The organism is Sphingomonas sp. BT-65 (assembly GCF_026107375.2).
Classification (GTDB): domain Bacteria; phylum Pseudomonadota; class Alphaproteobacteria; order Sphingomonadales; family Sphingomonadaceae; genus Sphingomonas.
Window position 1 is genome coordinate 1,109,953 of record NZ_JAPCIA010000001.1, and the last position, 26,208, is coordinate 1,136,160.

Below are 26,208 nucleotides of genomic sequence, written 5' to 3' on the forward strand. Positions count from 1 at the left end.
CGAATTTCGATCCGGTGCAAGGCCTGTAGTCAGGCCAGCTACGATTTCGTCCCACATAGCCGATCACTCCGCCGCCTCCGCGAAATCCTGGCCGTGAATCAGTTCGGCCGAGCAACGCTGCATCGTCGGCGAGGCGCGGCAGATGGCGTTGGTGAGGTAGAAGTCGGCGATCGGATAGGCGACCTCGCCCTCGGCCTTGGCGTCGAGCGCCGGGGGATTCCAGTCGAACGACGCGAGGCCTTCCTGCGCCAGCGCCGGGGTGTCAGCGAACATCTGCGCGCGGAGCTGCTCGAAGCTGTCGAACGGCAACGTCTTGCCGAGCTTCTCCGACAGCGCGCGCAGGATCGTCCAGTCCTCGCGCGCGTCGCCCGGCGCGAACACGGCCTTGTCGCCGCGCTGCACGCGGCCCTCGAGGTTGACATAGGTGCCCGCCTTCTCGGCATAGGTCGCGCCGGGCAGGATCACGTCCGCGGCATGCGCGCCCTTGTCGCCATGATGGCCGATATAGACGTTGAAGCTGTTGGCGAACTTGGCGAAATCGACCTCGTCGGCGCCGAGGAAGAAGGTCAGCTTGGGGCTCGCCGCGACGATGTCGGCGATGCCGCCCTTCATCGCGAAGCCGAGCATCAGGCCGCCCATGCGGCTCGCCGCCATGTGCAGCACGTTGAAGCCGTTCCAGCCCTCACGCACCAGGTTGAGCTGCTTGGCCAGCGCCAGCGCCGCGCCGTGCCCGTTCTTGAGCGCGGCGCCGCCGACGATGACCAGCGGGCGCTGTGCGTCCTTGAACGCGTCGGCCGCGGCCTTGGGCAGCTTGCCGAGCAGCGACAGATCGTTGCCGAGCCACTCGACCTTGTAGGTCAGGTCCACCTCTGGGCCGATCGCGAAGACCTTGGCGCCCTTCTTGATCGCCTTGCGCACGCGCGTGTTCACCAGCGGCGCTTCCCAGCGCAGATTGGTGCCGACGAGCAGGACGATGTCGGCCTCCTCGACCCCCGCGATGGTGGTGTTGAAGTTGACCGCCGCCATGCTGGTCGCGTCATAGGCCATGCCGGTCTGGCGCCCTTCGAGCAGGTCCGAGCCGAACGACTTGACCAGCGCCTTGGCGGCGAAGATCGTCTCGCAATCGAGCAGGTCGCCATGGATCGCGGCGACCTTGTCCCCCGCCCCCTTGGCGGCGACTGCGATCGCGTCGAACGCTTCGTCCCAGCTCGCTTCGACCAGCTTGCCGTCGCGGCGGACATAGGGCTTGTCGAGGCGGCGGAAGCTGAGGCCGTCGACATGGTGGCGCGTCTTGTCGTGCGCCCATTCCTCGTTCACGTCCTCGTTGATCCGCGGCAGCGCGCGCAGCACGCCGCGGCCGCGGCTGTCGATGCGGATGTTGGTGCCGACCGCGTCCATTACGTCGATCGCGAGCGTCTTCTTGAGCTCCCACGGCCGTGCCTCGAACGCATAGGGCTTGGAAGTCAGCGCGCCGACCGGGCAGAGATCGACGACGTTGCCCGACAGCTCGGACGTGACCGCCTTTTCGAGGTAGGAGGTGATCTGCATATTCTCGCCGCGATAGATCGCGCCGATTTCCTCGACCCCGGCGACTTCCTCGGCGAAGCGCACGCAGCGGGTGCACTGGATGCAGCGGGTCATCACCGTCTTGACGATGGGACCCATGTACTTCTCGGTCACCGCGCGCTTGTTCTCGGTGTAGCGGCTGTGCCCGCGCCCATAGGCGATCGACTGGTCCTGAAGGTCGCACTCGCCGCCCTGGTCGCAGATCGGGCAGTCGAGCGGGTGGTTGATCAGCAGGAACTCCATCACGCCCTCGCGCGCGGCCTTGACCATCGCGCTGTCGGTGCGGATCTCCTGATTGTCTGCGGCGGGCAGCGCGCACGACGCCTGCGGCTTGGGCGGCCCCGGCTTCACCTCGACCAGGCACATGCGGCAGTTGCCGGCGATCGACAGCCGTTCGTGATAGCAGAAGCGGGGAATTTCCTTCCCCGCCGCCTCGCACGCCTGCAGGACGGTGGCGCCCTGCGGGACTTCGACTTCGATCCCGTCAACGGTTACTTTGGGCATATCAGTTTCTCGAGGCCACTGCGGCCGTTGCGTTGATGCTGCGGAATGCGGCGGTCGCCAGCATCGCGCGCAGGCCGTCGGTCGAAATCTGGACCTGCGGGTTGTTGAGGCAGCGCGCCATCACCGGCTGGACCGCGCCCGCGGCCGCCTTCTCGCCATCGCTGGCGACATCGCTGGCGAACAGCTTGGCGACGTCGTCGGGAACCGAGCGCACCACGCACATCGCAGCGCTGTCGGTCGGCGAATAGGTCGAGGCAGCAGGCTTCGCTGCGGCCTTGGCGAGCTCGGCATTGACCGGACGCCCGTCGCGTTCGATCAGCCGCTCAGCGATCGCGCCGGCGAGCAGCAGCCGGCTCGCGCGCATGCGGTACCAGCCGCGCGACTGCGGGCAGAGGCGGTTGGCGTCGACCAGCTGGTCGATCGCGCGGCGATAGGCCGGGGTACGGAAATCGCCGGCGAGCGTGACCTTCGCCTTGGCGGTGCTGGCGTCCGCGATGCACGCGCCGAAGCGCTGAATGGTCTGCAGCGCCTCGGGCGTCGAGCGCGCCGGGGCCATGCGCTGGTCGAGATCCTCAATCCGGTCGTTGCGGGGACCCGGGTTCGGGTCGGCATTGGACAAGGGCGGCTGCTGGTCCTGCTGAACAGCCAGCATCAGAAGAAGCGCACTCAATATCATTCCGCCGCCTCCTGCATCGTGCCGAGCCCGCCACCCTGCTTCTCCGTGATCCGGCGCTCGATCTCCGGACGGAAATGCTTGATCAGGCCTTGGATCGGCCAGGCCGCCGCGTCGCCGAGCGCGCAGATGGTGTGACCCTCGACCTGCTTGGTGACGTTGTAGAGCGTGTCGATCTCGCTGATGTCGGCGTCGCCGGTGCGCAGCCGCTCCATCACGCGCCACATCCAGCCGGTTCCTTCACGGCACGGGGTGCACTGGCCGCAGCTCTCATGCTTGTAGAAGTAGGAGATGCGGCTGATCGCCTTCACGATGTCGGTGGACTTGTCCATCACGATCACCGCCGCGGTGCCGAGGCCCGAACCGAGCGCCTTGAGCCCGTCGAAATCCATCGGGCAGTCCATGATCTGCTCGGCCGGCACCAAAGGCACCGAGGAGCCGCCGGGGATCACCGCGAGGAGATTGTCCCAGCCGCCGCGGATGCCGCCGCAATGCTTCTCGATCAGCTCGCGGAACGGGATGCTCATCGCTTCCTCGACCACGCACGGCTTCTCGACATGGCCGCTGATCTGGAAAAGCTTGGTGCCGCGGTTGTTCTCCGCGCCGAAGCTCGCGAACCATTCGGGCGAGCGGCGCAGGATCGTGGGGACGACCGCGATGCTCTCGACATTGTTGACCGTGGTCGGGCAGCCATAGAGGCCGGCGCCCGCCGGGAACGGGGGCTTGAGCCGCGGCTGGCCCTTCTTGCCCTCCAGGCTCTCGATCATCGCGGTCTCTTCGCCGCAGATGTAGGCGCCCGCGCCGCGATGGCAGAACACGTCGAAATCATAGCCCGAGCCGCAGGCATTCTTGCCGAGCAGGCCCTTGGCGTAGGCCTCCTCGATCGCCGCGAACAGCGTCTCGGCTTCGCGGATATATTCGCCGCGGATGTAGATATAGGCCGCGCGCGCGCGCATCGCGAAGCCCGCGACCAGCGCGCCTTCGAGCAGCTTGTGCGGATCGTGGCGGATGATCTCGCGGTCCTTGCACGAGCCGGGTTCGGACTCGTCGGCGTTGATCACCAGGAAGCTCGGACGCTCGGGGGTCGGGTTCTTGGGCATGAACGACCACTTCATGCCGGTCGGGAAGCCCGCGCCGCCGCGGCCGCGCAGGCCCGAGGCCTTGACCTGCTCGATGATCGCGTCCTGGCCGATCTCGAGCAGCTTCTTGGTATTGTCCCAATCCCCGCGCTTGATGGCAGCGTCGAGGGTCCACGGCTGGTAGCCGTAGAGGTTGGTGAAGATGCGATCCTTGTCAGCGAGCACGCCCGCCTCCGATGCTAAAGCCATATTCACCGTCACCCTGAACTTGTTTCAGGGTCCATTTCTCCGCAGGCGACTGAGCCGCCTGTTGCACGATGGATGCTGAAACAAGTTCAGCATGACGGAAGGAAGGAGAAGCAAGAGAGATCATCGCGGCCCCCCGATGCGCTTGTTGTCCTTGACCGCGAGGTACACGGCCACGCCGATGCCGATCAGCAGCAGCGGCACGAACAGCTTGACGGCGAGCTTGAGCACCCAGCCGAGAACGACGATGCCGCCGATGATCGCGAGGATCGTGATGAGCGTGTTCTTGTTCATGCCTTGTGCTCCGGACCAGAGGCGCCAGACTTGCTCGATGGAAGGAGGCGAAGGGCGCCAAACAGGACGGCAAGAATCAGCCAGACGACCCAATTGTCCCCCTGCAGGAACTTGAAGAGTGCCAGCAACAGGAAGATGATGCCGATGACCGGCAGGCTCTTCTTGACGGGTTCAGGCATCACCATTCCCCCGGTAATCGTGGTTGGCATCAACCATCTGCTTGAGCGTAGTCGGCCCGCCGAGCGGCTCGACGGTGTGGCGGCCCGGCTCCTGCGTGCCGGTCTTGGGCTGCTGCCCGCTGGCCAGCGCATCGAGGATCGCGACCGTGCGGTCGTAGTCGAGGTCTTCGTAATTGTCGTCGTTGATCTGGACCATCGGCGCCGACGAGCAATTGCCCATGCACTCGACCTCGGTCAGCGTGAACAGGCCGTCGGGCGTGGTCTTGCCCTTGGCCATGCCGCGGTTCTTGCAGGCCGAGAACACGTCGTCCGACCCGCGCAGCCAGCACGGCGTCGTGCCGCACACCTGCACATGGTATTTGCCCACCGGGTGCAGGTTGAACATCGTGTAGAAGGTCGCGACCTCGAGCACGCGGATCACTGCAAGGTCCAGTTCCTTTGCGACGAACTCGATCACCGGGATCGGCAGCCAGCCCTGGGTGTCCGTCTCAGCCCCGACCTGACGCTGGGCGAGGTCGAGATAGGGGATGGTGCAGCTCTGCTGCCGCCCGGCGGGATAGCGCGCGCGGATGGTCGCGGCCTTGGCAGCGTTCTCGGCCGTCCAGGCGAACCCGCCCCAGCGTGCGCGGAGCTCCGGCGTATCTTCGATTGCGTTTGCGTCGGCCATTAGCGGATGAACTCCACGCGGCTCACCTTGTCGCCGCTGAAGGTGTAGATGGACATGACCTCGAACCGCTCGCCATCGGGCGCGCGCGAGACCGTTTCGTGGAGCAGCACCGTCTCACCCAGCTCGTAGCTGGCGAGGATGTCGGCGCGGTTCTGCGGGAACTGGGCGAACATGGCCGCGAGGCCCGAACGGACGCCTTCCCTGCCCTCGCGCAGCACCGCGCCGCGATAGCCCGCCTCGCAGGCATCGTCGGTCATCAGCTCGACATAGGCGTCGGCGTCCTGCGCATTGTAGCGCGCGATCATCTCATGCGCGGTGGCGATGCGAGTGGGAGCTTCAGTCATTGACGATCTCGCGATTGAACAAGGGCGAAACCGTCCAGATCGCCGAATAGACAGAGGTGCTGATCAGCGCCGTGAAGCAAAGCATCAGCAGCATGCCGAAGCCGTCCATCAGGCCGCCCTCGCCGCCCAAAGCGGCATAGCCGACGACCGTCGCACCCACCCATCCCGCATAGGAGATCAACATTGCAGGTAGTCGTACGGCGCGATGCGCAATCCCCAGCACACGAAGGGCGAGGAACGCCGTCACGAAGATCGCTGCCCCCTGCGCGGCCGCAAAAGCCACGACGAATGCGAGGCCCAGAACCGCGATCACCGGTCGCACTCCCCGAACACGATGTCCATCGCGCCCAAAATGGCGGTGATATCCGCCAGCATGTGGCCGCGCGACATGAAGTCCATCGCCTGGAGGTGGCTGAACGCGGTCGGGCGGATCTTGCAGCGGTACGGCTTATTGGAACCGTCGCTGACCATGTAGATGCCGAACTCGCCCTTGGGGCTTTCGGTCGCGACATAGACTTCGCCCGCGGGGACGTGGAAGCCCTCGGTATAGAGCTTGAAGTGGTGGATCAGCGCTTCCATCGAGCTCTTCATCTCGGCGCGCTTGGGCGGCACCACCTTGCGGTCGAGCGAGGCGATCGGCCCGCCGGGCATCTCGTTGAGGCACTGCTTCATGATGCGCGCGGACTGATAGACTTCCTCGACGCGGACCATGAAGCGGTCGTAGCAGTCGCCGCGCGTGCCGACCGGGATCTCGAAATCCATGCGATCATAGACGTCATAAGGCTGCGACTTGCGCAGGTCCCACGGGATGCCCGCGGCGCGGATCATCGGGCCGGAGAAGCCCCATTTGATCGCGTCGTCGCGATTGACGATCGCGATGTCGACGTTGCGCTGCTTGAAGATGCGGTTCTCCGCGACCAGGCTGATCGCATCGCCGAACAGCCGCGGCAGGCGCGTGTCGAGCCAGTCGGCGATGTCGGTGAGCAGCTTGAGCGGCACATCCTGATGGACGCCGCCGGGGCGCAGGTAATTGTGGTGCATGCGCGCGCCGGACATGCGCTCGAAGAAGTTGAGACAGTCCTCGCGGATCTCGAACATCCACAGGTTCGGCGTCATCGCGCCGACGTCCATCACGTGCGAACCGAGATTCAGCATGTGATTGCAGATGCGCGTCAGCTCAGCGAAGAACACGCGCAGATACTGGGCGCGGACCGGCACTTCGAGGTCGAGCAGCTTCTCGACCGCGAGCACGAAGCTGTGCTCCATCGCCAGCGGCGAACAATAGTCGAGGCGGTCCATATAGGGGAGCGCCTGGGTATAGGTCTTGTACTCGATCAGCTTCTCGGTGCCGCGGTGGAGCAGGCCGACATGCGGATCGATGCGCTCGATGATCTCGCCGTCGAGCTCGGTGACGAGGCGCAGCACGCCGTGCGCCGCCGGATGCTGCGGGCCGAAGTTGATCGTGTAGTTGGCGATCTCCGTGTCGCCGACGGTGGGGTCGCTGTCGCTGGTGCGGCCGGCGATTTCGTCGAGATACTCGGCCATTATGCTTCACCCTCCCCCTTCTTCGCGCGCGGCTTGGCGGGCTTGCGGGGCTTCTTCACGACATCGGGGTCGGCGGGCTTGGCACCGGCCTCGGGCGAGGCCTTGCCGGCGCCCGTGTCGGCGGGGCTGTCGCTGGTCTTGGGCTTGCGCACGCGCGCCCTGACCGGCTTGGCGGCAGCGTCGGCCTTGACCACCTGATCGGCGGTGACCGGCGAGGGCGCACCCTTCGCCTCGGGCACCGCGGCGACGGGTTTGGGAGGCGGCGGTGCGGGCGCGGCGGCAGTGGGCGGCGGAGGCGCCTTCTCGTCGCCCGGTAGCACGTACTGCGCGCCCTCCCACGGGCTCATGAAGTCGAAGTTGCGGAAATCCTGCGCGAGCTGGACCGGCTCGTACACCACGCGCTTGGCCTCTTCCGAATAGCGCAGCTCGACATAGCCCGAGAGCGGGAAGTCCTTGCGCTGCGGATGGCCGCGGAAGCCGTAATCGGTGAGGATGCGGCGCAGGTCCGAGTTACCCTCGAACAGCACGCCGTACATGTCGTAGACTTCGCGCTCGAGCCAGCCGGCGACCGGCCAGATGCCGGTGACGGTCGGCACCGGCTTCACCTCGTCAGTGGTCACGCGCACGCGGATGCGGTGGTTGCGGGTGTAGCTCAGCAGCATGTAGCAGACGTCGAACCGCTCGGGCCGCGCAGGATAGTCGACCCCGGCGATCTCCATCAGCGCCTGGTACTGCAGCATCGCGCCGTCGCGCAGCGCGATCATCGCCTCGACCAGGGACTCGCGCTTCACGGTCAGGTTGACCTCGCCAACCAGATCGGTCGCCTCGACCAGCATGTCGCCGAGCGCGGCCTGGGCAGCCGCGATCACGCCGTCATTGGCGGCATATTTCGGAGCGGGAGCCCTCACCGCGTCACCGTGCCCGAACGGCGGATCTTCCGCTGGAGCTGCATCACGCCGTAGAGCAGCGCCTCGGCGGTCGGCGGGCAGCCCGGGACGTAGATGTCGACCGGGACGATGCGGTCGCAGCCGCGCACGACGCTGTAGCTATAGTGGTAATAGCCGCCGCCATTGGCGCAGCTGCCCATCGAGATGACGTATTTGGGCTCCGACATCTGGTCGTAGACGCGGCGCAGCGCCGGGGCCATCTTGTTGCACAAAGTGCCCGCGACGATCATCACGTCCGACTGCCGCGGCGAAGCGCGCGGGGCGGCGCCGAAGCGCTCCATGTCGTAGCGCGGCATGTTGACGTGGATCATCTCGACCGCGCAGCAGGCGAGGCCGAAGGTCATCCACCACAGCGATCCGGTGCGCGCCCACTGGAACAGGTCCTCGGTCGAGGTGACAAGGAAGCCCTTGTCGCCGAGCTCGCCGTTGAGGTCGTTGAAGAACGTCTGGTCGGGCGCCACCATCGGCTGTCCGGCCATCGGTTGCCCTTGGGCGTTCAGGATCGAAGAAGTCTGGTTCACGTCGCTCATTCCCAATCCAGCGCCCCGACTTTCCACGCATAGGCGAGGCCCAGCGCGAGTTCGGCGATGAAGATCATCATCGAGATCCACGCCGCCCAGCCGAGCTCGAACACGGTGACCGCCCAAGGGTAGAGGAACGCCGCTTCGAGGTCGAAGATGATGAAGAGGATCGCCACCAGGTAGAAGCGCACGTCGAACTGGCTGCGCGAATCCTCGAACGCCGGGAAGCCGCACTCATATTCGGTGAGCTTCTCAGGGTATGGCTGGTGCGTGCCGGTGAAGCGCGCGGCGATCATCGGCAGGAACACGAAGGCGCTCGACAGCACCAGCGCGACCCCCAGAAACAGCAGGATCGGCAGATATTCTGACAGGTCGACCAAGACAGCTCTCGCGGTTGCGGAATCTCGGGGTCGCTTTAGGCCGATGGGTGGGGGGCATCAAGGGCGGAAACCCTTGAGAATCACTCGCAACTGGAGGGGTGGCAAAGCGCGTGCCGGGCACTATGGTCGCCCTTTGTTCGAATCCGGACTGGGGCGCTCATGGGGAAGTTCAAACTCGCGACGCTAATCGCCGCGACGATCGCCGGCACGATGCCGGCCGGGGCGCAGATCATGACCTCTAGCGACCCGGAACTGGTCGCCGAGCTGCTGCGCAGCGAGGGGTATCGCGCGGAACTGGTCCCCGCAAAGGGGGACGACGCCCCCCTGATCCGCAGTGGTGCGGGCGGAGTCAATTTCAGCATCTTCTTCAACGATTGCACGAAGGGCAAGGCGTCAGTCCGTGCAATTCTACGCCGGTTTCAGCAAGACGAAGATGGACGCCGCCAAGATGAACGAGTGGAATCGCGACAAGCGCTGGGGCCGTGCCTATATCGACAAGGAGGGGGATCCGGTCATCGAGATGGACATCAACATGGCTCCGGGCGGCATGGAGCGCGCGCTGTTTGCCGACAGTCTGGATATCTGGTCAAAGTTGCTCGGCGAATTTCGGACACGAGTGTTCGCCGACTAGCCCAAGCACCCGGTCAGGCGTCAGCGCAGCGAATTCGCCAGCAGCTTGTGCAGCTTGGAATGGAGCTGGTCGTTGGCGGCGAGCACCTCGCCCTTGGCCAGCGCATTGTCCTGCCCGCGAAAGTCGGTGACGAAGCCGCCCGCTTCCCTGACGATCAGGATGCCCGCGGCGATGTCCCAGGCGTTGAGCTTGCTCTCCCAGAAGCCGTCGAAACGGCCCGCCGCAACCCAGGCGAGATCGAGCGCGGCCGAGCCGAAGCGGCGGATGCCGGCGACCTCGGGCGCGACCGCGCCGAAGATGCGGCTCCACTCGGCGAAATTGCCATGGCCGAGGAACGGGATGCCGGTCGCGATCAGCGCGTCGGCCATGTCCTTGCGCGCCGAGACGCGCAGCCGCTGGTCCTGCAGCCAGGCGCCGCGGCCCTTCTCGGCCCAGAAGCTCTCGTCGGTGATCGGCTGGTAGATATAGCCATGCGTGATCTCGGGCTTGCCCTGCGCGCCGCGGGGGTCCTCGACCGCGATCGACATGCAGAAATGCGGGATGCCGTGGAGGAAGTTGCTGGTGCCGTCGAGCGGATCGATGATCCAGCGCGGCTTGTCGGGGTCGCCCTCGATCACCCCGCCCTCTTCGAGCAGGAAGCCCCAGTCGGGCCGCGCCTTGCGCAATTCCTCGACCAGGGTCTCCTCGGCGCGCTTGTCGGCCATCGACACGAAATCGGCCGGCCCCTTGCGGCTCACCTGGAGGTGCTGGACCTCGTTGAAGTCGCGTCGCAGCCGCGGCCCCGCCTTGCGCGCGGCGCGCTCGATGACGGTGATGAGGCCGGAGTGGGAAACCATGGCAACTTTCTCCCCCTCCCTGGCAAGGGAGGGGCTAGGGGTGGGTCAGCGACGGCAAAGGCTCGATGCCTCCGGCGGCGCTCTATACGGGTGAGGGCGGAAAGGCGAGCTGCACTCGCCACCCACCCCCGACCCCTCCCTTGCAGGGAGGGGAGTTCAATCAGTCAGCGCGCCGTACGTAGGTCTGCTCGTACACGTCAACGACGATGCGCGTGCCCGAAGCGATGTGCGGCGGGACCATGATGCGCACGCCATTGTCGAGGATCGCGGGCTTGTAGCTCGACGAGGCGGTCTGGCCCTTCACCACGGCATCGGCCTCGACGATCGTCGCCTCGATCGTGTCGGGCAGCTGGACACTGATCGCCTCTTCCTCATAGAGCTCCATGACCACGTCCATGCCGTCCTGCAGGAACGCCGCGGCGTCGCCGAGCAGGTCGCGCGGCAGCGTGGTCTGGTCATAGGTTTCCTTGTCCATGAAGACGAGCATGTCGCCCTCGGGATAGAGGAACTGGAAATCCTTGGTGTCGAGCCGGATGCGCTCGACGGTCTCGGCCGAGCGGAAGCGGACGTTGTTCTTGCGGCCGTCGCGCAGGTTCTTCATCTCGACCTGCATGTACGCGCCGCCCTTGCCCGGCTGCGTGTGCTGGATCTTGACCGCGCGCCAGATGCCGCCTTCATATTCGATGATGTTGCCGGGACGGATGTCCACGCCGCTGATCTTCATGGGATCGAACCTATAGTGCTGAGAAAGAACAGGCGCGCGCCTTAGCGGGGAGACGGCGCTCCCGCAAGCAGCGGATAAGGGTCCACCGGCGTTCCCTGCCACCAGCGCTCGCCCGGCGCCATCGTCGCGACCGCGAAATGGAGGTGATAATTGCCCGGCCCGGCATTGCCGGTGTCGCCGACATAGGCGAGCGTCTCGCCCGCGCGGACCTGCCGTCCCTCGGCCATGCCCGGCGCATAGCCGCGCAGATGGGCATAGTAGAGCATCCAGCGCCCGCCCGCGGCGCGCTGGTAGAGCGTCACGCCCCCGCCGCCCTTGGAGAAATAGAGCTTCTCCACCATGCCGTCGGCCGCGGCGACCACCGGCGTGCCGGCAGGCGCCATGATGTCGAGACCCTGGTGCCCGCGCATGCCGCCGCGCGCCTCGCCCCAATTGCTGTGCAGCGTCGCGACGTCGACGCCCTGCACCGGCACGAGGAAGGCGGGTGCGGGTCCGGCTTCCACGACGGGAGGCGGCTCAGCACTCTGTGCAGGCGGCGCTTCGGGCTGCGGCTCGATGACGCGGATCGTCGCAGCGAGGAACAGGATCACGCCCGCAGCACAGGCGAACACGGTCCAGCCGACGATCCGCAGCACGCTCATTCCTGGAACACCGCGGGCGTCCCCGGCTCGACCATCAGCGCCAGCCGCGCCGCGTCCCAGTTGGCCAGGCGGATGCAGCCATGGCTTTCGCTGCGGCCGATCAGATGGGGCTCGGGCGTGCCGTGGATGCCGTAATGCTCCTTGCTGAGATCGATCCACACCACGCCCACCGGACTGTTAGGGCCGGGCGGCAGCAACGCTTCAGGCTTCTTGTCGGAAACATCCCAGAAAAGCTTGGGATTATAGTGGAAATCCGGATTGGTCGCGATGCCGCGGACCTTCCAGCTGCCGATCGGCAGCGGATCTTTGGTGCTGCCCGTGGTGACGTTGAACTGCGCGGCGAGCTTGCCGTCCCTGCCGAACACGCGCAGCACCTTGTCGGACTTGTCGACGACGATGCGCCCTGCCTTGGGCTGGACGGCGTTGACGTTGAGGTCATCCAGCGTCTTGCGCCATTCGGGCTTCAGATCCGCCGGATAGTTGCGCGAGGCGGGGATGGCGTTGGGGAACTGCACCGGCACACCGGGCGCGAGATGGGTGTCGGGGCTGTTGAGCTCGATCAGCACCTCGGGCGTGGTGTGGAACATCTCCGCGAGCTTCTCCAGCGCCGAGCGATAGCCCATCGTCTTGAGCTTGGCCTGCGCCTGCGGGTCCTTGGGGAACGGCCGCACATAGGGGCCGGCGAGCATTTCGGGGGTGAGCCGGATGAAACGCGTCGGCCGGATCGCGCGGTGCTGATGCAGCGCCTGGAGCGTTAGCTGGTCGGCCTTGCCTGTCACCGGAAGCTGGCGCGAGATCTGGAAACCCTTGAGCGCGGCGGTGAGCGACTGGCCCTCGCGCCCATCGAGAACGCCGGGCGGGAAGCCGAGATGGTCGAGGATGACCTGCACATGCAGGATATCCTGGCTGAGCACTGGGCGCTGCGCGGTCGCGGTCGCGGTCTTTTTCGGTTGGCTTGCCTGTTGCCCAAGCGCCGCCGTTCCGGCCAGCGCCACCGTCCCGACGATCCCCGCAATCACGCTTCGCACGCAACCTCTCCACATTGTTTCAGGGAGATAACGAGGAAGCGCGCCCGCGGTTTCCCGTCAATAGCGCCGGCGCAGCCGCTCGACCGTCTCGGTGGGCTTGGGCTTGTGATAAACCTTTCCGCCCTCCTCCTCGATCCGGCACTCCTCCTCAAGGTCGTGGCGGATGCGCTCAATCTCGGTATCGCTCATATGCTCGATGCCGACGAACTGGCCGCGCGCCTTGTCGACCGCGCGGATCAGCTCGTCGAGCTTGGCCTGCATCGCCGCGGCGTCGCGATTCTGCGAGTTCTGGATCAGGAACACCATCAGGAAGGTGACGATCGTGGTCGAGGTGTTCACGATCAGCTGCCAGGTGTCCGAATAGCCGAACATCGGCCCGGTCGCGCCCCACACGATGATCAGCAGCACCGCGACGATGAAGGCGAGCGGCTGGCCGCTGAGCGCGGCGATGCGCCCGGCGACCACGGTGAAGATACGGTCGAGCAAGGGCGCCTCCTGCCGTTACGCCCCCGCAAGGACGCGATGGAACCGCTGAACGGCCTCGGCTTCGTCGAAGTTCCATACCGCGCCCGACACCGCGAGGAAATCCGCCCCGGCAGCAACCAGCGGCGCGGCATTGTCCGCCGTGATCCCGCCGATCGCGACGCAGGGCAACTCGAACAGCGTCGTCCACCACGACAGGATCGCCGGATCGGGGCGATGCGTCGTCTCCTTGGTCGTCGTCGGATAGAAGGCGCCGAACGCGACATAGTCGGCGCCCGCCTCCCCCGCTTCCATCGCGAGATGGCGGCTGTCGTGGCAGGTCACGCCGATCTGCGCCGAGGGGCCGAGGATCGCGCGCGCCTCGCGCGGGTCGCCATCGCCCTGCCCCAGATGCACGCCGTCGGCGCCGAGCCGCTTCGCCAGGCTGACGCTGTCGTTGACGATGAACGCGACCTCGCGATCGGCGCAGACGCGCAGCAGCGGCTCGGCGAGACGCGCCGCCTCGTGCTGGTCGATGTCCTTCACACGGAACTGGAACGCCGCGACTGGGCCGGCGTCGAGCGCGCGGGCGAGCCGGTCGGCGAACCCGCCCGTCACGTCGAGCGGCGAGATCAAATAGAGCTGGCAGGCCGGGCGCTTATCGTCGCGCACGAACTGCGCGGCGAATTCGGGGCCGAGCGGAGGCAGATCGTCTTCGTCCATCGCGCCGCCCTATCTTCAGTAGCCCGACTTGTCGAACACATGGCCCTCGGGATCGAGGTCGCGCAGGTCGCGCCCGCGCGTCTCCTTGCCGAAGCGCCATACCAGCAGCAGCGCGAGCGCGGTGGGCAGCGCGATCAGCCAGGCCGAGGTGCCGAGCGCGGGGATCATCGCCGCGATGCTGAGCAATTGCGCGAACACCCCGCCGAGCTTGCTGCACGCCGCGATCCAGCCGGTCGCCCGCCCGCGGATGCGCAGCGGGAAACTCTCGGCGGCATAGGGCAGCAGCATCGCGATGATGCCGTTGCTCCCGACGATCAGCAGCGCGACGGGGAGCACCGGGCTGCCCCCGCCCGAATGATCGAGCCACAGCACCCCGCCCAGCCCCGCCAGCGTCACCGCGATCGCCAGGATCAGCGAATATTTGGTGCTCCAGGCGTGATAGATCCACGCGACGAGGAACACCGTGGGCAGCGCGATCAGTGCCGAGGCGGCGAGCAGGCCGCTGGACAGCTCCATCGAATAGCCGCGCGCGACCAGCTCGACCGGGAGCCACAGCAGCAGTCCGAAATTGACCAGGCCCCAGCAGATCGCGGCGAGGCTCAACGCGGCGAGCTTGCCGGCGAAGGCGCGGCCGGTGAGCGGTGTGGCGGTACCGCGCGCGGCTGCCGGGACTGCGGCCGTCGCGACCTTCTGCACCGCCGACCCGAACTGCGCCATCACGCGCTGCGCCTCTTCGGTGCGCCCGCGCGCCATCAGGAACTTGGCGGATTCGGGGATCAGCCCGCCGAGCAGCACGAGCAGCAGCCCGCTCGGCAGATTGGCGAGCCACAGGATGCGCCAGCTGAACACCGGCTCGAGCCAGGTCGCGATCAGGCTCGCCGCGGCATAGCCGCCCACCGCGCCGAGCCCGCCGACCAGCACCAGGCTCCAGCCGCGGTGGCGGCTCGGCATCATCTCGGCGAGCAGCGCATAGGTGACCGGGAGCATGCCGCCCGCCGCCGCGCCCATCAGGAAGCACATGCCGACATTCCAGGCGAGCGAGGGCATCGCCCCGCAGATCGAGGTGCCGACGAACATCACCGCGGAGAGCAGGATCGAGGCCTTGCGCCCGTAGAGATCGGCGACCCAGCCCCACAGGAACGAGCCGACCACGGTGCCGCACAATGCGAAGAACGGCACCAGCGAGACGGTCGCGCGCGGCACGCCATATTCGCGGATCATGCCTGGAATGGTGAAGCCGAGGCTGGCTGGCTTCATGATGTCGATCACCAGCGCCACCACCAGCACCAGCATCAGCCGCCAATGCGCCCATGACAGCGGCGCATCCTCGGGCGCGGCAACCACCAGCCCCTCCGACGCGGCGCGCTGCGCGGCAAGGTTGCGCGGCAGCAGGCCATAGGCGGCGACGCCAATGCCGCCGATGATGATCCACATCCCCGCGATCATGCCGCTGTCCATCGGCATTCCGGCCATGTGGAAGCCCATCGACCGGCCCATCCAGAACATCGGCAGGTGCAGCACGACACCGATCGTCACCGCGATCACGCCGATCGCGAATGCCCATAGCCGCCGGTCCGAAAGTGCGATCCCTGCCATGCGTCTCCCCGTTCCCCAATTCGTTTCGAGCACGCATTCATGCGCGTGTCACCCGCGGCTGGCTAGACCCGTGCGATGCACAAAGCGCTTGTCCTCACCGCAATTGCTTCGTTCGCGCTGACGGGATGCGCCGCAACCGCGGCGAACCCGCGCGAGGGCCCGGCACGGCTCGGGCAGACCGTCTATGTCGACGGCCCACGCGTGACGCCGGTTCGCGTGATCGAGGACAGCCGCTGCCCGGTCAATGTGAGCTGCATCTGGGCGGGCCGCGTCGTGCTGCGCGCCACGGTGCGCGGCGGCGCTTGGGCGCACACGATCGACCTGACGCTGGGCGAACCAGTGCAGGTCGCCGACGGCGCGCTGACCCTGACGTCAGTCACGCCCGGACGCCATGCCGACCGGCGGGTCGCCCCGCGCGACTATCGCTTCGCCTTCACCTTCCAGGGCGGGCTCTAGCGTTCCGCTTCACGGCGCGCGAAACCAGTTGCGTGCCGAGCGCGGCAGCAAAGGCAGCCGGATCGTCGAGCCGATGCGCCAGATAGCGGACAGTGCGGCGCCCCATCCGTGCCGGCGGATCAAGCGTGATCACGATATTGGGATAGGCAAGCAGCGCGCCGTTGAGAACGCCCGCATGCTTGAGATCGGCCAGCGTCCAGTCCGGCCGCAACCCGGCGACCTGCGCGCGCGGCACGGTCAGGCTGCGCAGAGACCCGATGCGCCACGTCAGGCTGGCGGAATCCAGGAGCACCGGCCGCCGCTTGAAGGACCGGATCAGGAGGATGAGCCAGACCAGCGCGGCGAGGCTGAACAGCGAGAGGATCAGCGCGGCGCGGCCGCTCCAGAGCGCAACCAGCAGGTGGACGACCGCGGTCTCGACGACCATTAGGCCGACCAATATCCACAGCATCGGCGCGACCGCGCGATGATAGGAGAAGGCGGCGCCAGGCGGAAGTTCCACCCGCCCTGCGCCATCCATCGGGCTCAGGCCGCGACCGCCGTCTTGGCGGTCGACGCTGCGTGGATCTCGTCGATCGCGCCGCCGAGCGAGGCGTCGAACTCGCTCTCGCTCATGCCGTGGCGCAAATCCTCGAGCAGCGCGCGGCTGAAGCTCGCGATCATGCCGCGGTTCCTGGCCAGCTCGGCGCATGCCTCGGGCCGGCTGAACCCGCCCGAGAGGGCAACGACGCGCAGCACCTTGGGGTGGTCGACCAGCGCGTCGAACAGCCCGGCCTGGGCGGGGATCGACAGCTTGAGCATCACCTGCTGCCCCTCGGGCAGCGCGTCGAGCGCCTTCAGGATCTCGTCGCGCAGGATCGCGTCCGCCTGCGCCCGCTCGGGCGACTTGATGTTCACCTCGGGCTCGATGATCGGCATCATGCCGTGCGCGAGCACCTGCTGGCCGATCTCAAACTGCTGCGCGACGATCGCGGCGATGCCTTGCGGATTGGCGAGGTTGACCACCGAACGCTCCTTGGTGCCGAACACGCCGAGGCCCTTGGCGCGGACGAGCAGCGCGTCGAGCTCGGGCATCGGCTTCATCAGCTGCACGCCGTTCGCCTCGGCCTCCAGCCCCTTGTCGATCTTGATGAAGGGCACCACGCCGCGCTCGATCAGCGCCTGCGGGGTCGGCTTACCGTCGACCTTGCCGTCCATCGTCCGCTCGAACAGGATCGCGCCGATCACCTTGTCGCCGGTGAAGGCGGGTGAGGTGATGATGCGGCTGCGCATCGCGTGGATCAGGCCAAACATCTCCTCGTCGCCCGAATAGGCGTCTTCCTCGATGCCGTATCCCTTGAGCGCCTTGGGCGTCGACCCGCCGCTCTGGTCGAGCGCGGCGATGAAGCCGTTGCCCTGGGCGATCTTGGCGGTCATCTCGGCGGTGTTCATCTGGTCCGTCCCCTGCTCTCGGCTTGTTTCTCGTCGCGACCTCGTTGAGTCGCTGATGACTGCCCGGGCCTATTGCAGCGCAGCAAGCGGGTGAAAAGCCTGACAACGCTGGCCAGCGACGAACCGCGCTGGAACCCTAGTCGATCCGATTAGGAATTTAGTCCGATCGAGGAGCCACCCGCCGCGTCCGCTCGCGTAATTTCCATTCACCAGGCGAAGAGGACAAGTCCCATGGTGGATTCGGCAAGCGGCGCGGACCCAAGCTCCACCGGCCCCTCCCCGGGCGCTGCGACGAGCGTCGATCCGAATAGCGGCGCCTCGGTCTCCTCCCCGACCGAGGCCGCGGCCGGCATGGTCAGCGGCGCGACGTCGCCAGCCACCGGCACCGTCGATGTGAATGCGCTCGCCACCGATCTCCAGGCGCTCGACCCGCAGGACCCGCGCACGGCCGAGATCACGGCGGCGGTCGAGGCGCAGCTCTCCCCGGTGCAGCGCGGCGAACTCGCGGCGGCGCAGGATGCGGCGGCCGCCGCAACGGCCCAGACGGCGCCCGCGCGCCAGATCACGCTCAACGACCAGACGGTGGTCACCGCGTTCCAGGGCCAGGTCGAAGGCGTCAAGACGCTGGCCGAGCTGCGCGACAGCCCGGTGGCGGAGGATCGCGCGACCTTCCAGTCGATCATGGACACCTATGGCAGCATCGAGGCGGCCGAACAGGCGATGTTCGGCCAGCCGACCACGCCGGCGAACGAGACGATCGAGCTCGATCCGATCACCGTCACCGCCGATGCGCCGCCCGCCACGCCCACCGCTAGCCCGTCGCAGGAAGGCATAGGCTCCTTCTTCGAAGGGATGGTGATGGGCGACTTCTCCGACAATCGCAGCTGGTCGGCGACCGCCGGGCAGGTGATCGGCGGCTTCATCCCGGGCCTCGGACAGGCGGGTGACGTGCGCGACACCGTTGCCGCGGTGAACGCGCTGCGCAACGGCGAGCCCGGCGCCGGCTGGGGCCTCGCCGCGGCGATCGTCGGCTTCGCCCCCGGCGGCGACCTGGTGAAGGGCATGATCCGCGGCGAACGCGCGGTGGAGGGCGCGGGCGAAGTGCTGCAGGGCGCGGCGCGCAACGCCGATCCGGCCACGCCCGCCAGCCGGCCGACCTGGCGCCAGTCGGAGAACGACGTCGGCGCGGACCTCGGCCCCGGCTACGACGCGCAGCGATCGTTCCGCGGCGGCCAGGAGGTGCCCTATGGCTCGCCCGGCAGCACACGCCCCGACTTCTACACCTCTGGTCATAGCATCGAGGTGAAGAACTATCGCGTCGAGACCGCGGCACAGCGCAGCCGCCTTGTCGACAATATCTCGGCCCAGGCCATCACCCGCGCGCGCGAGATGCCCGCGGGCACGCGCCAGTCGGTCGAGATCGACGTCCGCGGCCAGCAGCTTTCGCCTTCCGATGCGGCCCAGCTTGCCCGCGACATTGAAAGCCGGTCGGGCGGCGCTATACGTGCGACAGACGTGACGATCCGGAGATAGTACATGGCCGTCGCACTCAAGGTCGACAGTGTCGCGACCGAGCTCGGCACCGACTCATTCGTGCACGCCTTCTTCTCGACCGCGTCCGCGCGGCTCGAGAACGGGACCTGGGGCTCGCGCTTCCCGGTCCTCATGAACGAACTCTATCAGGGCAGTCTGGCCAAGGCGCATGCCCAGGCCGCGCTCGACGAACTCGCCGTCATCCACCGCGAGCTTGCGGCGTTCCCCCCGGCCGACGTGGTATGGGACGTCGAGGATCGCACCGCCCGCCCGCCCTGGGGCGACAATATCGCGCCGACGATCACCAGCCTCGCCAATTATTTCGTGACCAGCACCGGCCGCGACATGTTCGAGGCGATCGAGGAGATGCTCGTCTTCCTGCGCGACGAGGGCGCGACTTGCGTCCTTACCAAGCTCCCCGCCGCCACCGCAGAGGCGCGCTGGTCGCCGTCCGCCGCCTAGGGCCTCCGCCCGGCCGCTAGCGCGACAGCGCCGCGACCCCGGGCAGTTCCTTGCCTTCCATCCATTCGAGGAACGCGCCGCCGGCGGTCGAGACGAAGCTCATGTCGCCCGCCACGCCCGCCTGGTTGAGCGCCGCGACGGTATCCCCGCCGCCGGCGACCGAGACCAGGCTGCCTTCCTTGGTCAGCGCCGCCACGGTGTGAGCGAGCGCCATCGTGGCGGTGTCGAATGGCTTGGTCTCGAACGCGCCGAGCGGGCCGTTCCACACCAATGTGCGGCAATTCTTGAGCACGTCTGCCAGCGCCTCGCTCGCCGCCGGGCCGATATCGAGGATCATCTCGTCGGGCGCGACCTCGTGGACGTTGCAGGTGCGCAGTGACGGCGGGTTGGCAGCGAATTCCTTCGCGACCACCACGTCGTAGGGCAGATGGATGGTGCAATTGGCCTTCTCGGCCGCGTCGAAAATCTCCTCGGCGGTGCCGGTGAGGTCATGCTCGGCGAGCGACTTGCCGACATTCACCCCGCGTGCGGCGAGGAAGGTGTTGGCCATGCCGCCGCCGATGATCAGGTGATCGACCCGGCCGACAAGGTGCTTCAGCACGTCGAGCTTGGTCGAGACCTTGGCGCCGCCGACCACCGCCGCGACCGGATGCTCGGGCTTGCCCAGCGCCTTGTCGAGCGCGTCGAGCTCGGCCTCCATCTGGCGGCCGGCGAACGCGGGAAGCTTGTGCGCCAGCCCCTCGGTCGAGGCGTGCGCGCGGTGCGCGGCGGAGAAGGCATCGTTGACATAGAGATCGCCGAGCGCGGCGAAGCGCTCGACCACGGCGGGATCGTTCTTCTCCTCGCCACCGAAGAAGCGGGTGTTTTCGAGCACCGCGATGTCGCCGGGCTGGAGCGTGGCGACCGCCTCGGCGTCACCCTCCCAGTCGACATAGCGCACCGGACGGCCGAGCACCTGGCTGAACGGGCGGACGAGCTGCGCGGTCGAGAGTTCGGGGCTCGGCACCTTGGGGCGGCCAAAATGCGCGAGGACGAGGACGATCGCGCCCTTGTCGGCGAGCTCGCTCACCGTCGGCACCGCGGCGCGGAACCGCGTGTCGTCGGTGACATGGCCGTCGCCCATCGGCACGTTCAGATCCTCGCGGACCAACACGCGTTTGCCGGTGACGTCGCCCATATCGTCGAGGGTCTTGAAGGCTCGCTCGGTCATTCTTCGATCCTGATCTCGTCGCCCACCCCGATCTCGCCGGGAGCGATCACCATCGTACATACCCCGCCGCGCCAGTCGGGCGTCAGCGCGGCGCGCAGCCCTTCGGCCAGGGCCTCCATCCGCTCGCACGGCTCGGTCTCGACCGTCACCTCGAGCACCACGTCGGCGCCGATGCGCAGCCGTTTGCCCGCAGCCTGCGGCAGGTCGAGCCCCTCGACCAGCAGATTGGCGCGGCGCTGTTCCCAGGGGATGTTGTGCCCCACCTGGTCTATCGCCGCGGCCCAGTCGCCCGCCTCGATCAGCGTGACCTGGCGCTTGTGGGGCTTGCCCTTCATCGCGCCGCGGAAATCGCCGGCAATGCCGCCCTCCAGCGTCACCCGGGCGCGATCGATGGTCTCGATCGGCGCCTTGGCGAACGCGTGGCGGGCGATGCCGGCGATCCAGCCCATCACCCCAGCTTCGCCATCGCGGCCGCGGTGTCGACCATGCGGTTCGAGAAGCCCCACTCGTTATCGTACCAGCTGACGACGCGCACCAGCTTGCCGTCGATCACTGCGGTCTCGAGGCTGTCGACGGTCGAGCTGAAGGGGGTATGGACGATGTCGATCGACACCAAAGGCTCGTCCGAGAAAGCGAGGATGCCCGCGAGCGGGCCGCTCTCCGACGCCGCCTTGAGGATCGAATTGACCTCCTCCTTGGTGGTGTCGCGCTTGGGCGTGAAGGTCAGGTCGATCAGCGAGCCGTCGGGCACGGGCACGCGCACCGACGAGCCGTCGAGCTTGCCCTTGAGCTCGGGCAGCACCTCGCCCACCGCGCGCGCGGCGCCGGTGGTGGTCGGGATCATGCTCATCGCGGCGGCGCGGGCGCGGCGCAGGTCCGAGTGGATCTGGTCTAGGATCTTCTGGTCGTTGGTATAGGCGTGGATCGTGGTCATCAGGCCGCGCTCGATGCCGATCGTGTCGTTGAGCACCTTGGCCACCGGCGCGAGGCAGTTGGTGGTGCACGACGCGTTCGAGACGATCGTGTGACCCGCCTCGAGCTTGTCGTGGTTGACGCCAAAGACGACGGTCAGGTCGACGCCCTTGCCCGGGGCCGAGATCAGCACCTTCTTGGCGCCGGCGTCGAGATGCTTCTGGCAGCTCTCGCGGTCGGTGAAGAAGCCGGTGCACTCCAGCACCAGCTCGACGCCGTTGGCGGCGTGCGGCAGGTTGGCGGGGTCGCGCTCCTTGGTCACCTTGATGCGCTTGCCGTCGACGATCAGGTCGTCGCCCTCGGCCGAGACTTCGCCGGGATAGCGGCCATGCACGCTGTCGCGGCTGAACAGCCAGGCGTTCGACTTGGCGTCGGCGAGATCGTTGATCGTCACCAGCTCGAGCCCGCTGTCGGGCCGTTCGAGGATGGCGCGCGCCACCAGCCGGCCGATGCGTCCGAACCCGTTGATCGCAACCTTCGTCATCAATATCCTCCTAGGCCTTAAATCGTTCGATGCGGGTCGTACGACGAAAGTCGTTCGACGATCTGCGGGGTGATCGCCGCGGCGGTCAGCCCGAAATGTTCGTAGAGTTTGGGTCCGGGGCCCGAGGCGCCGAACCGGTCGATGCCGAAGCGCAGCCCGTGGATGCCGGTGTAGCGCTCCCAACCCGTCGTGACGCCCGCCTCGATCGAGACGCGCAGCACGTCGCGGGGCAGGATGTCGTCGTGATAGGCCGCGTCCTGCGCGTCGAAGCGCGACCAGCAGGGCAGCGAGATCACGTCGGCGCCGATCCCCTGCGCTTCCAGCTCCGCACGCACCGCAACCGCGATCTCGACCTCGGAGCCGGTGGCGATCAGCACGACCTTGCGCTCAGCCCCGGCCGCCTGGAGGCGATAGCCCCCCTTCGCGGCGCCGCCCGAGCTGAGCTGCGGCAGGTTCTGGCGCGACAGCGCGAGCAGCGAGGGTCCGTCCTTGCGCGCCACCGCTTCGCCCCACGCCTCGGCGGTCTCGACCGCGTCGCACGGGCGCCACAGCTCGAGGTTGGGCATCAGCCGCAGCGACATGACATGCTCGACCGGCTGATGGGTCGGACCATCCTCGCCGAGGCCGATCGAATCATGCGTCATCACATAGACGACGCGCGCGTTCTGCAGCGCCGAGAGGCGGATCGCCGGGCGGGCATAGTCCGAGAAGACCAGGAAGGTGCCGCCATAGGGCAGCACGCCGCCGTGCAGCGCCATGCCGTTCATCGCCGCGGCCATGCCGAACTCGCGAATGCCGTAGCGGACATAGCGGCCCGCCGGGTTCTCGGCGGTGAAGTCCTGCATGCCCTTGGTCAGCGTGTTGTTCGAGGGCGTCAGGTCGGCCGAGCCGCCGATCGTCTCGGGCAGCGCGGCGTTGATCACCTCGAGCGCCATCTGGCTGGCGCTGCGCGTCGCGACCTTCCTGGGCTCGGCGAGCAGGCTTTCGATATAGGCGTCGAGCGCGAAGCCGTTGGGCAGGTCGCCCGCCATTCGACGCGAGAACTCATCACGATCCGAATGGCTTGACAGACGATTGTTCCACGCGGCGTGAGGTTCTGCGCCACGCTTGCCGGCGTCCAGCCAGGCGGCACGGATGTCCGCGGGCACCTCGAACGGCGGATGGTTCCATCCGAGTTCGACACGCGCCGCCGCAACCTCGTCCGCGCCCAGCGCCGCGCCGTGGGTCGCCGAAGTGCCCTGCTTGTTGGGCGCGCCCTTGCCGATGACCGTCTTGCAGCGGACCAGCGAGGGCCGCGAGTCGGCGAGCGCGGCGTCGAACGCGCGGGCAATGCTCGCCGGGTCATGCCCGTCGCATTCGACGGTGTGCCAGCCGGTCGCTTCGTAACGCGCCGGGATGTCCTCGCTCGACGACAGCCCGACCTTGCCATCGATGGTGATGTTGTTGTCGTCCCACAGCACGATCAGCCGCCCGAGCTGCAGATGCCCGGCGAGTCCGATCGCCTCGTGGTTGACGCCTTCCATCAGGCAGCCGTCGCCCGCCAGCACCCAGGTGCGGTGGTCGACCAGCGCGTCGCCGAACGCCGCGTTGAGATGGCGCTCGGCGATCGCCATGCCGACACCCATGGCGAGGCCCTGGCCGAGCGGACCGGTGGTGCATTCGACGCCCGGCAACTCGAAATTCTCGGGATGGCCCGCGCAGGGCGAGCCGACCTGGCGGAAGCTCGCAATGTCCGCGATCGTCGGGCGGGCATAGCCGGTGAGGTACAGCAGCGAATAGATCAGCATCGAGCCATGGCCCGCCGACAGCACGAAGCGGTCGCGATCGGCCCATTTGGGATCGGCCGGGTCGTATTTGAGGTAATCGCTGAACAGCACGGTGGCGACATCGGCCATGCCCATCGGCATGCCGGGATGGCCCGAATTGGCGGCCTCGACCGCATCCATGGAGAGCGCGCGGATGGCGTTGGCGCGATCAACGAACGAAACGGTCACGGCAGGTCCCCTGATGCCGGGCCCGCATCCCGCCTGACCCGGCGAATCGAATGTGGCGTGCCAATGCGGCGGGCAGGCGCGCGCGTCAACACCGGGGGGTTGCAGCGCCCCTAAAGCGTGCCTATCCACGCCGGATGGCGGAGGCGGTATCCCCTGCGCTCGACCGGATCGAGCGCGCAATCGCGCGGATCGAGGCAGCAGCGGCGAAGCGCGCCTTCGAGGCGGATCGGCTGGAGCACCGCCACGCCGCGCTGCGCGAGAAGGTCGAGAACGCGATCGAGGCGCTCGACGCGCTGATTGAAAAGCAGGCCGCGGAATAATGGGTCAGGTCACCCTCACCGTCGCCGGCCGCAGCCACAGCATCGCCTGCCGCGACGGCGAAGAGGTGCATCTCGAACGGCTGGAGCGCATGCTCAACCAGCATGCCGAGACCGCACTGCATGCATCGGGCGGACTCTCGGGCGAGCGCACGATGCTGTTCCTCGCGCTGATCCTCGCCGACCTGCTCGACGAGGCCGAGCGCAATCCGCCGGGCGGCGTCTCGCCGGTGCTGCTCGACAATCTCGCCGACCGGCTCGAATCGGTCGCCGTAGCCCTTGAGGATCGCGGCGAAAATACCTAGATTGCATCGTGGCGGGCACTGCCCGGTACGAGCTAACGATCATCCCTGAGGCTATTCATCATCCACGGGGGCTGTCCCTGCGCAGATCCAGGTCTGACGTATATGGTCCCCACCTGACGTTTTGGGCGTCAGTGGATATCACAGCAAACGGCCCACGGTGGTCCCGCCACACCTTCGATTGAGCATTCGGAACGCGATGGACGACAAACGGACCCTTCGCGCCCGCATGCGCGCCTTGCGCGACGAGTTCGCGATGACCATCGGCGGCGTGATCGAGCCACCCCCTGCCCTGCTCGCCCGCTTTGCGCCGGGCGTCACCGTCTCCAGCTACGTCCCCGTAGGCAGCGAGGCTGATCCCACCGCGATCGCCTTCGCCGCGCGCGAACGCGGCTGCGCGATCGTCCTGCCGCATGTCACCAGCCGCGAGTCGCCGGTGCGCTTCTTCCACTGGACCCCGGAGCACCCGCTGATCGACGGGCCGCTCGGCTTGCGCCAGCCCTCGGACGATGGGGTGGAGGCCGAGCCCGACATCGTCCTCACCCCCCTCCTCGCCTTTGACGGCGCCATGAACCGGCTCGGGCAAGGCGCGGGCCATTACGACCGCGTGTTCGAACGGCTGCCGGATGCCTGGCGGATCGGGATCGCCTGGTCGGTGCAGCAGGTCGAGGGACTCGTCACCGATTCCTGGGACGTGCCGCTCCACGGCGTCGTCACCGAAGCCGCGGCGTGGGGCGAGGCGGCGGCATGACGCCAGCCCCCTCCTGGCGCAAACCCGTCGGCGCGCTCGCGATCATCGCGCTGATCGTGATCTGGTGCGTGCTCGTGGCGAGCCTGTCCGCGAGGGTCGGCGCCTGGCCGGTGCTCGTCCAGCTCGCCTTCTACGTCTTCACCGGAATCGTCTGGATCCTGCCGCTGAAGCCGCTGCTGCGCTGGATGGAGACCGGCCGCTGGCGATCTCCTTGATGGCGGCGGCACCGGCCCGCTCCCCCACCCGGCCACCCAACGGCAGTATCATATGGGTGGCCGGGTGGGGGAGCGGGCCGGTGCCGCGGTCAGCGTAGCTGACCCTGCTCAGATGTAAGGGAAGCCGTAATAGGTGTAGACCTGCTCCTTGTAGTCGCGGTCGTATTTCGGCTCCTCGCCCTCGGCGTCATAGCCCGGCGCGCCCTCGATCTGCTCCTTTGTCACGTCAACCACATAGCCGCCCTTTTCGGGCACATAGGTCAGCGCCTTCCACGGCAGCGGATAGTGGCGGTTGCCGATCCCGAACAGGCCGCCGAATGCGAGCACCGCATATTCCGCCTGGCCCGAGACCTTGTCGACCATGAAGCGCTCGACCGTACCCAGCCGGTCGCCCGCGCGGTTGTACACCGCGGTACCCTCCACCCTGTCCGATGCGATCATCGGATTGGGGCTGTCGATCGTATCGTTCATCGCAATTCTCCTTCCGGAGAACAA

Annotated in this window: 34 protein-coding genes; 8 read left to right on the forward strand and 26 right to left on the reverse strand. The window is 67.3% G+C overall.

Features of this window, described 5'->3' with window-relative positions; all coding sequences use genetic code 11:
- Positions 1-63: 63 nt before the first annotated feature.
- The 12 genes from nuoG to ndhC form a co-directional block, all read right to left on the reverse strand.
- Positions 64-2,070 (reverse strand): NADH-quinone oxidoreductase subunit NuoG, encoded by a 2,007-nt coding sequence (nuoG, locus tag OK349_RS05345; RefSeq protein WP_265116787.1) that lies wholly within the window; start codon positions 2,068-2,070, stop codon positions 64-66.
- 1 nt (position 2,071) lies between these two features.
- Positions 2,072-2,740: a hypothetical protein gene (locus OK349_RS05350; protein WP_265116788.1), complete on the reverse strand. Its 669-nt coding sequence runs from the start codon at positions 2,738-2,740 to the stop codon at positions 2,072-2,074.
- 2 nt (positions 2,741-2,742) lie between these two features.
- Positions 2,743-4,047 carry an NADH-quinone oxidoreductase subunit NuoF gene (nuoF, locus tag OK349_RS05355; protein ID WP_265118540.1) on the reverse strand — a complete coding sequence of 435 codons (1,305 nt, stop codon included), beginning with the start codon at positions 4,045-4,047 and terminating at the stop codon, positions 2,743-2,745.
- Positions 4,048-4,191: 144 nt separating this feature from the next.
- Positions 4,192-4,362, reverse strand: coding sequence for a hypothetical protein (locus tag OK349_RS05360; RefSeq protein ID WP_265116789.1), 171 nt, complete (start codon positions 4,360-4,362; stop codon positions 4,192-4,194).
- Entirely contained in the window at positions 4,359-4,541 is a 183-nt protein-coding gene (locus OK349_RS05365) for a hypothetical protein (RefSeq protein ID WP_265116790.1), read from the reverse strand. The genes OK349_RS05360 and OK349_RS05365 overlap by 4 nt, the downstream gene beginning before the upstream one ends.
- Positions 4,534-5,208: a complex I 24 kDa subunit family protein gene (locus tag OK349_RS05370; protein WP_265116791.1), complete on the reverse strand. Its 675-nt coding sequence runs from the start codon at positions 5,206-5,208 to the stop codon at positions 4,534-4,536. Before OK349_RS05370 ends, OK349_RS05365 begins: the two co-directional genes overlap by 8 nt.
- Complete coding sequence (locus OK349_RS05375; protein ID WP_265116792.1) at positions 5,208-5,552, reverse strand: nuclear transport factor 2 family protein; 345 nt, start codon at positions 5,550-5,552, stop codon at positions 5,208-5,210. Before OK349_RS05375 ends, OK349_RS05370 begins: the two co-directional genes overlap by 1 nt.
- Entirely contained in the window at positions 5,545-5,865 is a 321-nt protein-coding gene (locus tag OK349_RS05380; protein ID WP_265116793.1) for a hypothetical protein, read from the reverse strand. Before OK349_RS05380 ends, OK349_RS05375 begins: the two co-directional genes overlap by 8 nt.
- The gene (locus OK349_RS05385) at positions 5,862-7,097 is read right to left on the reverse strand and encodes an NADH-quinone oxidoreductase subunit D (protein WP_265116794.1); all 1,236 of its coding nucleotides are present in this window, start codon (positions 7,095-7,097) and stop codon (positions 5,862-5,864) included. The genes OK349_RS05380 and OK349_RS05385 overlap by 4 nt, the downstream gene beginning before the upstream one ends.
- Complete coding sequence (locus OK349_RS05390; RefSeq protein WP_265116795.1) at positions 7,097-8,005, reverse strand: NADH-quinone oxidoreductase subunit C; 909 nt, start codon at positions 8,003-8,005, stop codon at positions 7,097-7,099. Before OK349_RS05390 ends, OK349_RS05385 begins: the two co-directional genes overlap by 1 nt.
- Positions 8,002-8,523 (reverse strand): NuoB/complex I 20 kDa subunit family protein, encoded by a 522-nt coding sequence (locus tag OK349_RS05395; RefSeq protein WP_265118541.1) that lies wholly within the window; start codon positions 8,521-8,523, stop codon positions 8,002-8,004. Before OK349_RS05395 ends, OK349_RS05390 begins: the two co-directional genes overlap by 4 nt.
- A gap of 47 nt (positions 8,524-8,570) precedes the next feature.
- Positions 8,571-8,945: an NADH-quinone oxidoreductase subunit A gene (gene ndhC, locus OK349_RS05400; protein ID WP_265116796.1), complete on the reverse strand. Its 375-nt coding sequence runs from the start codon at positions 8,943-8,945 to the stop codon at positions 8,571-8,573.
- Positions 8,946-9,345: 400 nt separating this feature from the next.
- Between ndhC and OK349_RS05405 the strand changes: the two genes are divergently transcribed.
- Positions 9,346-9,576 carry a YbjN domain-containing protein gene (locus tag OK349_RS05405; RefSeq protein ID WP_265116797.1) on the forward strand — a complete coding sequence of 77 codons (231 nt, stop codon included), beginning with the start codon at positions 9,346-9,348 and terminating at the stop codon, positions 9,574-9,576.
- Positions 9,577-9,596: 20 nt separating this feature from the next.
- On the opposite strand, the gene OK349_RS05410 is transcribed toward OK349_RS05405, so the two are convergent.
- The 7 genes from OK349_RS05410 to OK349_RS05440 form a co-directional block, all read right to left on the reverse strand.
- Positions 9,597-10,412: an inositol monophosphatase family protein gene (locus tag OK349_RS05410; RefSeq protein WP_265116798.1), complete on the reverse strand. Its 816-nt coding sequence runs from the start codon at positions 10,410-10,412 to the stop codon at positions 9,597-9,599.
- A gap of 160 nt (positions 10,413-10,572) precedes the next feature.
- Positions 10,573-11,136, reverse strand: a complete 564-nt coding sequence (efp, locus tag OK349_RS05415; protein ID WP_265116799.1) for an elongation factor P — start codon at positions 11,134-11,136, stop codon at positions 10,573-10,575.
- 41 nt (positions 11,137-11,177) lie between these two features.
- Entirely contained in the window at positions 11,178-11,777 is a 600-nt protein-coding gene (locus OK349_RS05420; RefSeq protein WP_265116800.1) for a M23 family metallopeptidase, read from the reverse strand.
- Entirely contained in the window at positions 11,774-12,805 is a 1,032-nt protein-coding gene (locus tag OK349_RS05425) for a L,D-transpeptidase family protein (protein WP_372340536.1), read from the reverse strand. Before OK349_RS05425 ends, OK349_RS05420 begins: the two co-directional genes overlap by 4 nt.
- 57 nt (positions 12,806-12,862) lie before the next feature.
- Positions 12,863-13,291: a low affinity iron permease family protein gene (locus tag OK349_RS05430; RefSeq protein ID WP_265116801.1), complete on the reverse strand. Its 429-nt coding sequence runs from the start codon at positions 13,289-13,291 to the stop codon at positions 12,863-12,865.
- A gap of 15 nt (positions 13,292-13,306) precedes the next feature.
- Positions 13,307-13,990: a thiamine phosphate synthase gene (gene thiE / locus OK349_RS05435; RefSeq protein ID WP_265116802.1), complete on the reverse strand. Its 684-nt coding sequence runs from the start codon at positions 13,988-13,990 to the stop codon at positions 13,307-13,309.
- Between the two features lie 15 nt (positions 13,991-14,005).
- Positions 14,006-15,586, reverse strand: coding sequence for an MFS transporter (locus OK349_RS05440; protein ID WP_265116803.1), 1,581 nt, complete (start codon positions 15,584-15,586; stop codon positions 14,006-14,008).
- A 75-nt stretch (positions 15,587-15,661) separates the two neighbouring features.
- Between OK349_RS05440 and OK349_RS05445 the strand changes: the two genes are divergently transcribed.
- On the forward strand, positions 15,662-16,042 hold the full coding sequence (locus OK349_RS05445; RefSeq protein ID WP_265116804.1) for a hypothetical protein: 381 nt from the start codon (positions 15,662-15,664) through the stop codon (positions 16,040-16,042).
- Here the strand turns inward: OK349_RS05445 and OK349_RS05450 are convergent.
- Together OK349_RS05450 and OK349_RS05455 are read right to left on the reverse strand one after the other, a co-directional pair.
- Positions 16,020-16,544, reverse strand: a complete 525-nt coding sequence (locus tag OK349_RS05450; RefSeq protein WP_265116805.1) for a hypothetical protein — start codon at positions 16,542-16,544, stop codon at positions 16,020-16,022. The two genes, OK349_RS05445 and OK349_RS05450, sit on opposite strands and share 23 nt — an antisense overlap.
- A 23-nt stretch (positions 16,545-16,567) precedes the next feature.
- Complete coding sequence (locus tag OK349_RS05455) at positions 16,568-17,473, reverse strand: fructose bisphosphate aldolase (RefSeq protein ID WP_265116806.1); 906 nt, start codon at positions 17,471-17,473, stop codon at positions 16,568-16,570.
- Between the two features lie 231 nt (positions 17,474-17,704).
- On the opposite strand from OK349_RS05455, the gene OK349_RS05460 reads away from it, so the two are divergent.
- Positions 17,705-19,006, forward strand: a complete 1,302-nt coding sequence (locus OK349_RS05460; protein ID WP_265116807.1) for a hypothetical protein — start codon at positions 17,705-17,707, stop codon at positions 19,004-19,006.
- A 3-nt stretch (positions 19,007-19,009) separates the two neighbouring features.
- On the forward strand, positions 19,010-19,468 hold the full coding sequence (locus OK349_RS05465) for an immunity 70 family protein (protein ID WP_265116808.1): 459 nt from the start codon (positions 19,010-19,012) through the stop codon (positions 19,466-19,468).
- Positions 19,469-19,484: 16 nt separating this feature from the next.
- On the opposite strand, the gene pgk is transcribed toward OK349_RS05465, so the two are convergent.
- The 4 genes from pgk to tkt are packed head-to-tail and all read right to left on the reverse strand — an operon-like array spanning position 19,485 to position 24,128.
- The gene (pgk, locus tag OK349_RS05470; RefSeq protein WP_265116809.1) at positions 19,485-20,678 is read right to left on the reverse strand and encodes a phosphoglycerate kinase; all 1,194 of its coding nucleotides are present in this window, start codon (positions 20,676-20,678) and stop codon (positions 19,485-19,487) included.
- Positions 20,675-21,127 carry an MOSC domain-containing protein gene (locus OK349_RS05475; RefSeq protein ID WP_265116810.1) on the reverse strand — a complete coding sequence of 151 codons (453 nt, stop codon included), beginning with the start codon at positions 21,125-21,127 and terminating at the stop codon, positions 20,675-20,677. Before OK349_RS05475 ends, pgk begins: the two co-directional genes overlap by 4 nt.
- Positions 21,127-22,137: a type I glyceraldehyde-3-phosphate dehydrogenase gene (gene gap, locus OK349_RS05480; RefSeq protein WP_265116811.1), complete on the reverse strand. Its 1,011-nt coding sequence runs from the start codon at positions 22,135-22,137 to the stop codon at positions 21,127-21,129. The genes OK349_RS05475 and gap overlap by 1 nt, the downstream gene beginning before the upstream one ends.
- Before the next feature lie 14 nt (positions 22,138-22,151).
- A complete protein-coding gene (tkt, locus tag OK349_RS05485) occupies positions 22,152-24,128 on the reverse strand; it encodes a transketolase (protein WP_265116812.1) in 1,977 nt (658 codons plus the stop codon).
- A gap of 134 nt (positions 24,129-24,262) precedes the next feature.
- Between tkt and OK349_RS05490 the strand changes: the two genes are divergently transcribed.
- From OK349_RS05490 to OK349_RS05505, 4 genes are all read left to right on the forward strand, one after another.
- Entirely contained in the window at positions 24,263-24,448 is a 186-nt protein-coding gene (locus OK349_RS05490; protein WP_265116813.1) for a hypothetical protein, read from the forward strand.
- Positions 24,448-24,750 carry a cell division protein ZapA gene (locus tag OK349_RS05495; protein WP_265116814.1) on the forward strand — a complete coding sequence of 101 codons (303 nt, stop codon included), beginning with the start codon at positions 24,448-24,450 and terminating at the stop codon, positions 24,748-24,750. The genes OK349_RS05490 and OK349_RS05495 overlap by 1 nt, the downstream gene beginning before the upstream one ends.
- Positions 24,751-24,946: 196 nt before the next feature.
- A complete protein-coding gene (locus OK349_RS05500; protein WP_265116815.1) occupies positions 24,947-25,498 on the forward strand; it encodes a 5-formyltetrahydrofolate cyclo-ligase in 552 nt (183 codons plus the stop codon).
- Positions 25,495-25,713, forward strand: coding sequence for a DUF2842 domain-containing protein (locus OK349_RS05505; protein ID WP_265116816.1), 219 nt, complete (start codon positions 25,495-25,497; stop codon positions 25,711-25,713). Before OK349_RS05500 ends, OK349_RS05505 begins: the two co-directional genes overlap by 4 nt.
- Positions 25,714-25,821: 108 nt before the next feature.
- On the opposite strand, the gene OK349_RS05510 is transcribed toward OK349_RS05505, so the two are convergent.
- Complete coding sequence (locus OK349_RS05510; protein ID WP_265116817.1) at positions 25,822-26,184, reverse strand: PRC-barrel domain-containing protein; 363 nt, start codon at positions 26,182-26,184, stop codon at positions 25,822-25,824.
- Between the last annotated feature and the right edge of the window lie 24 nt (positions 26,185-26,208).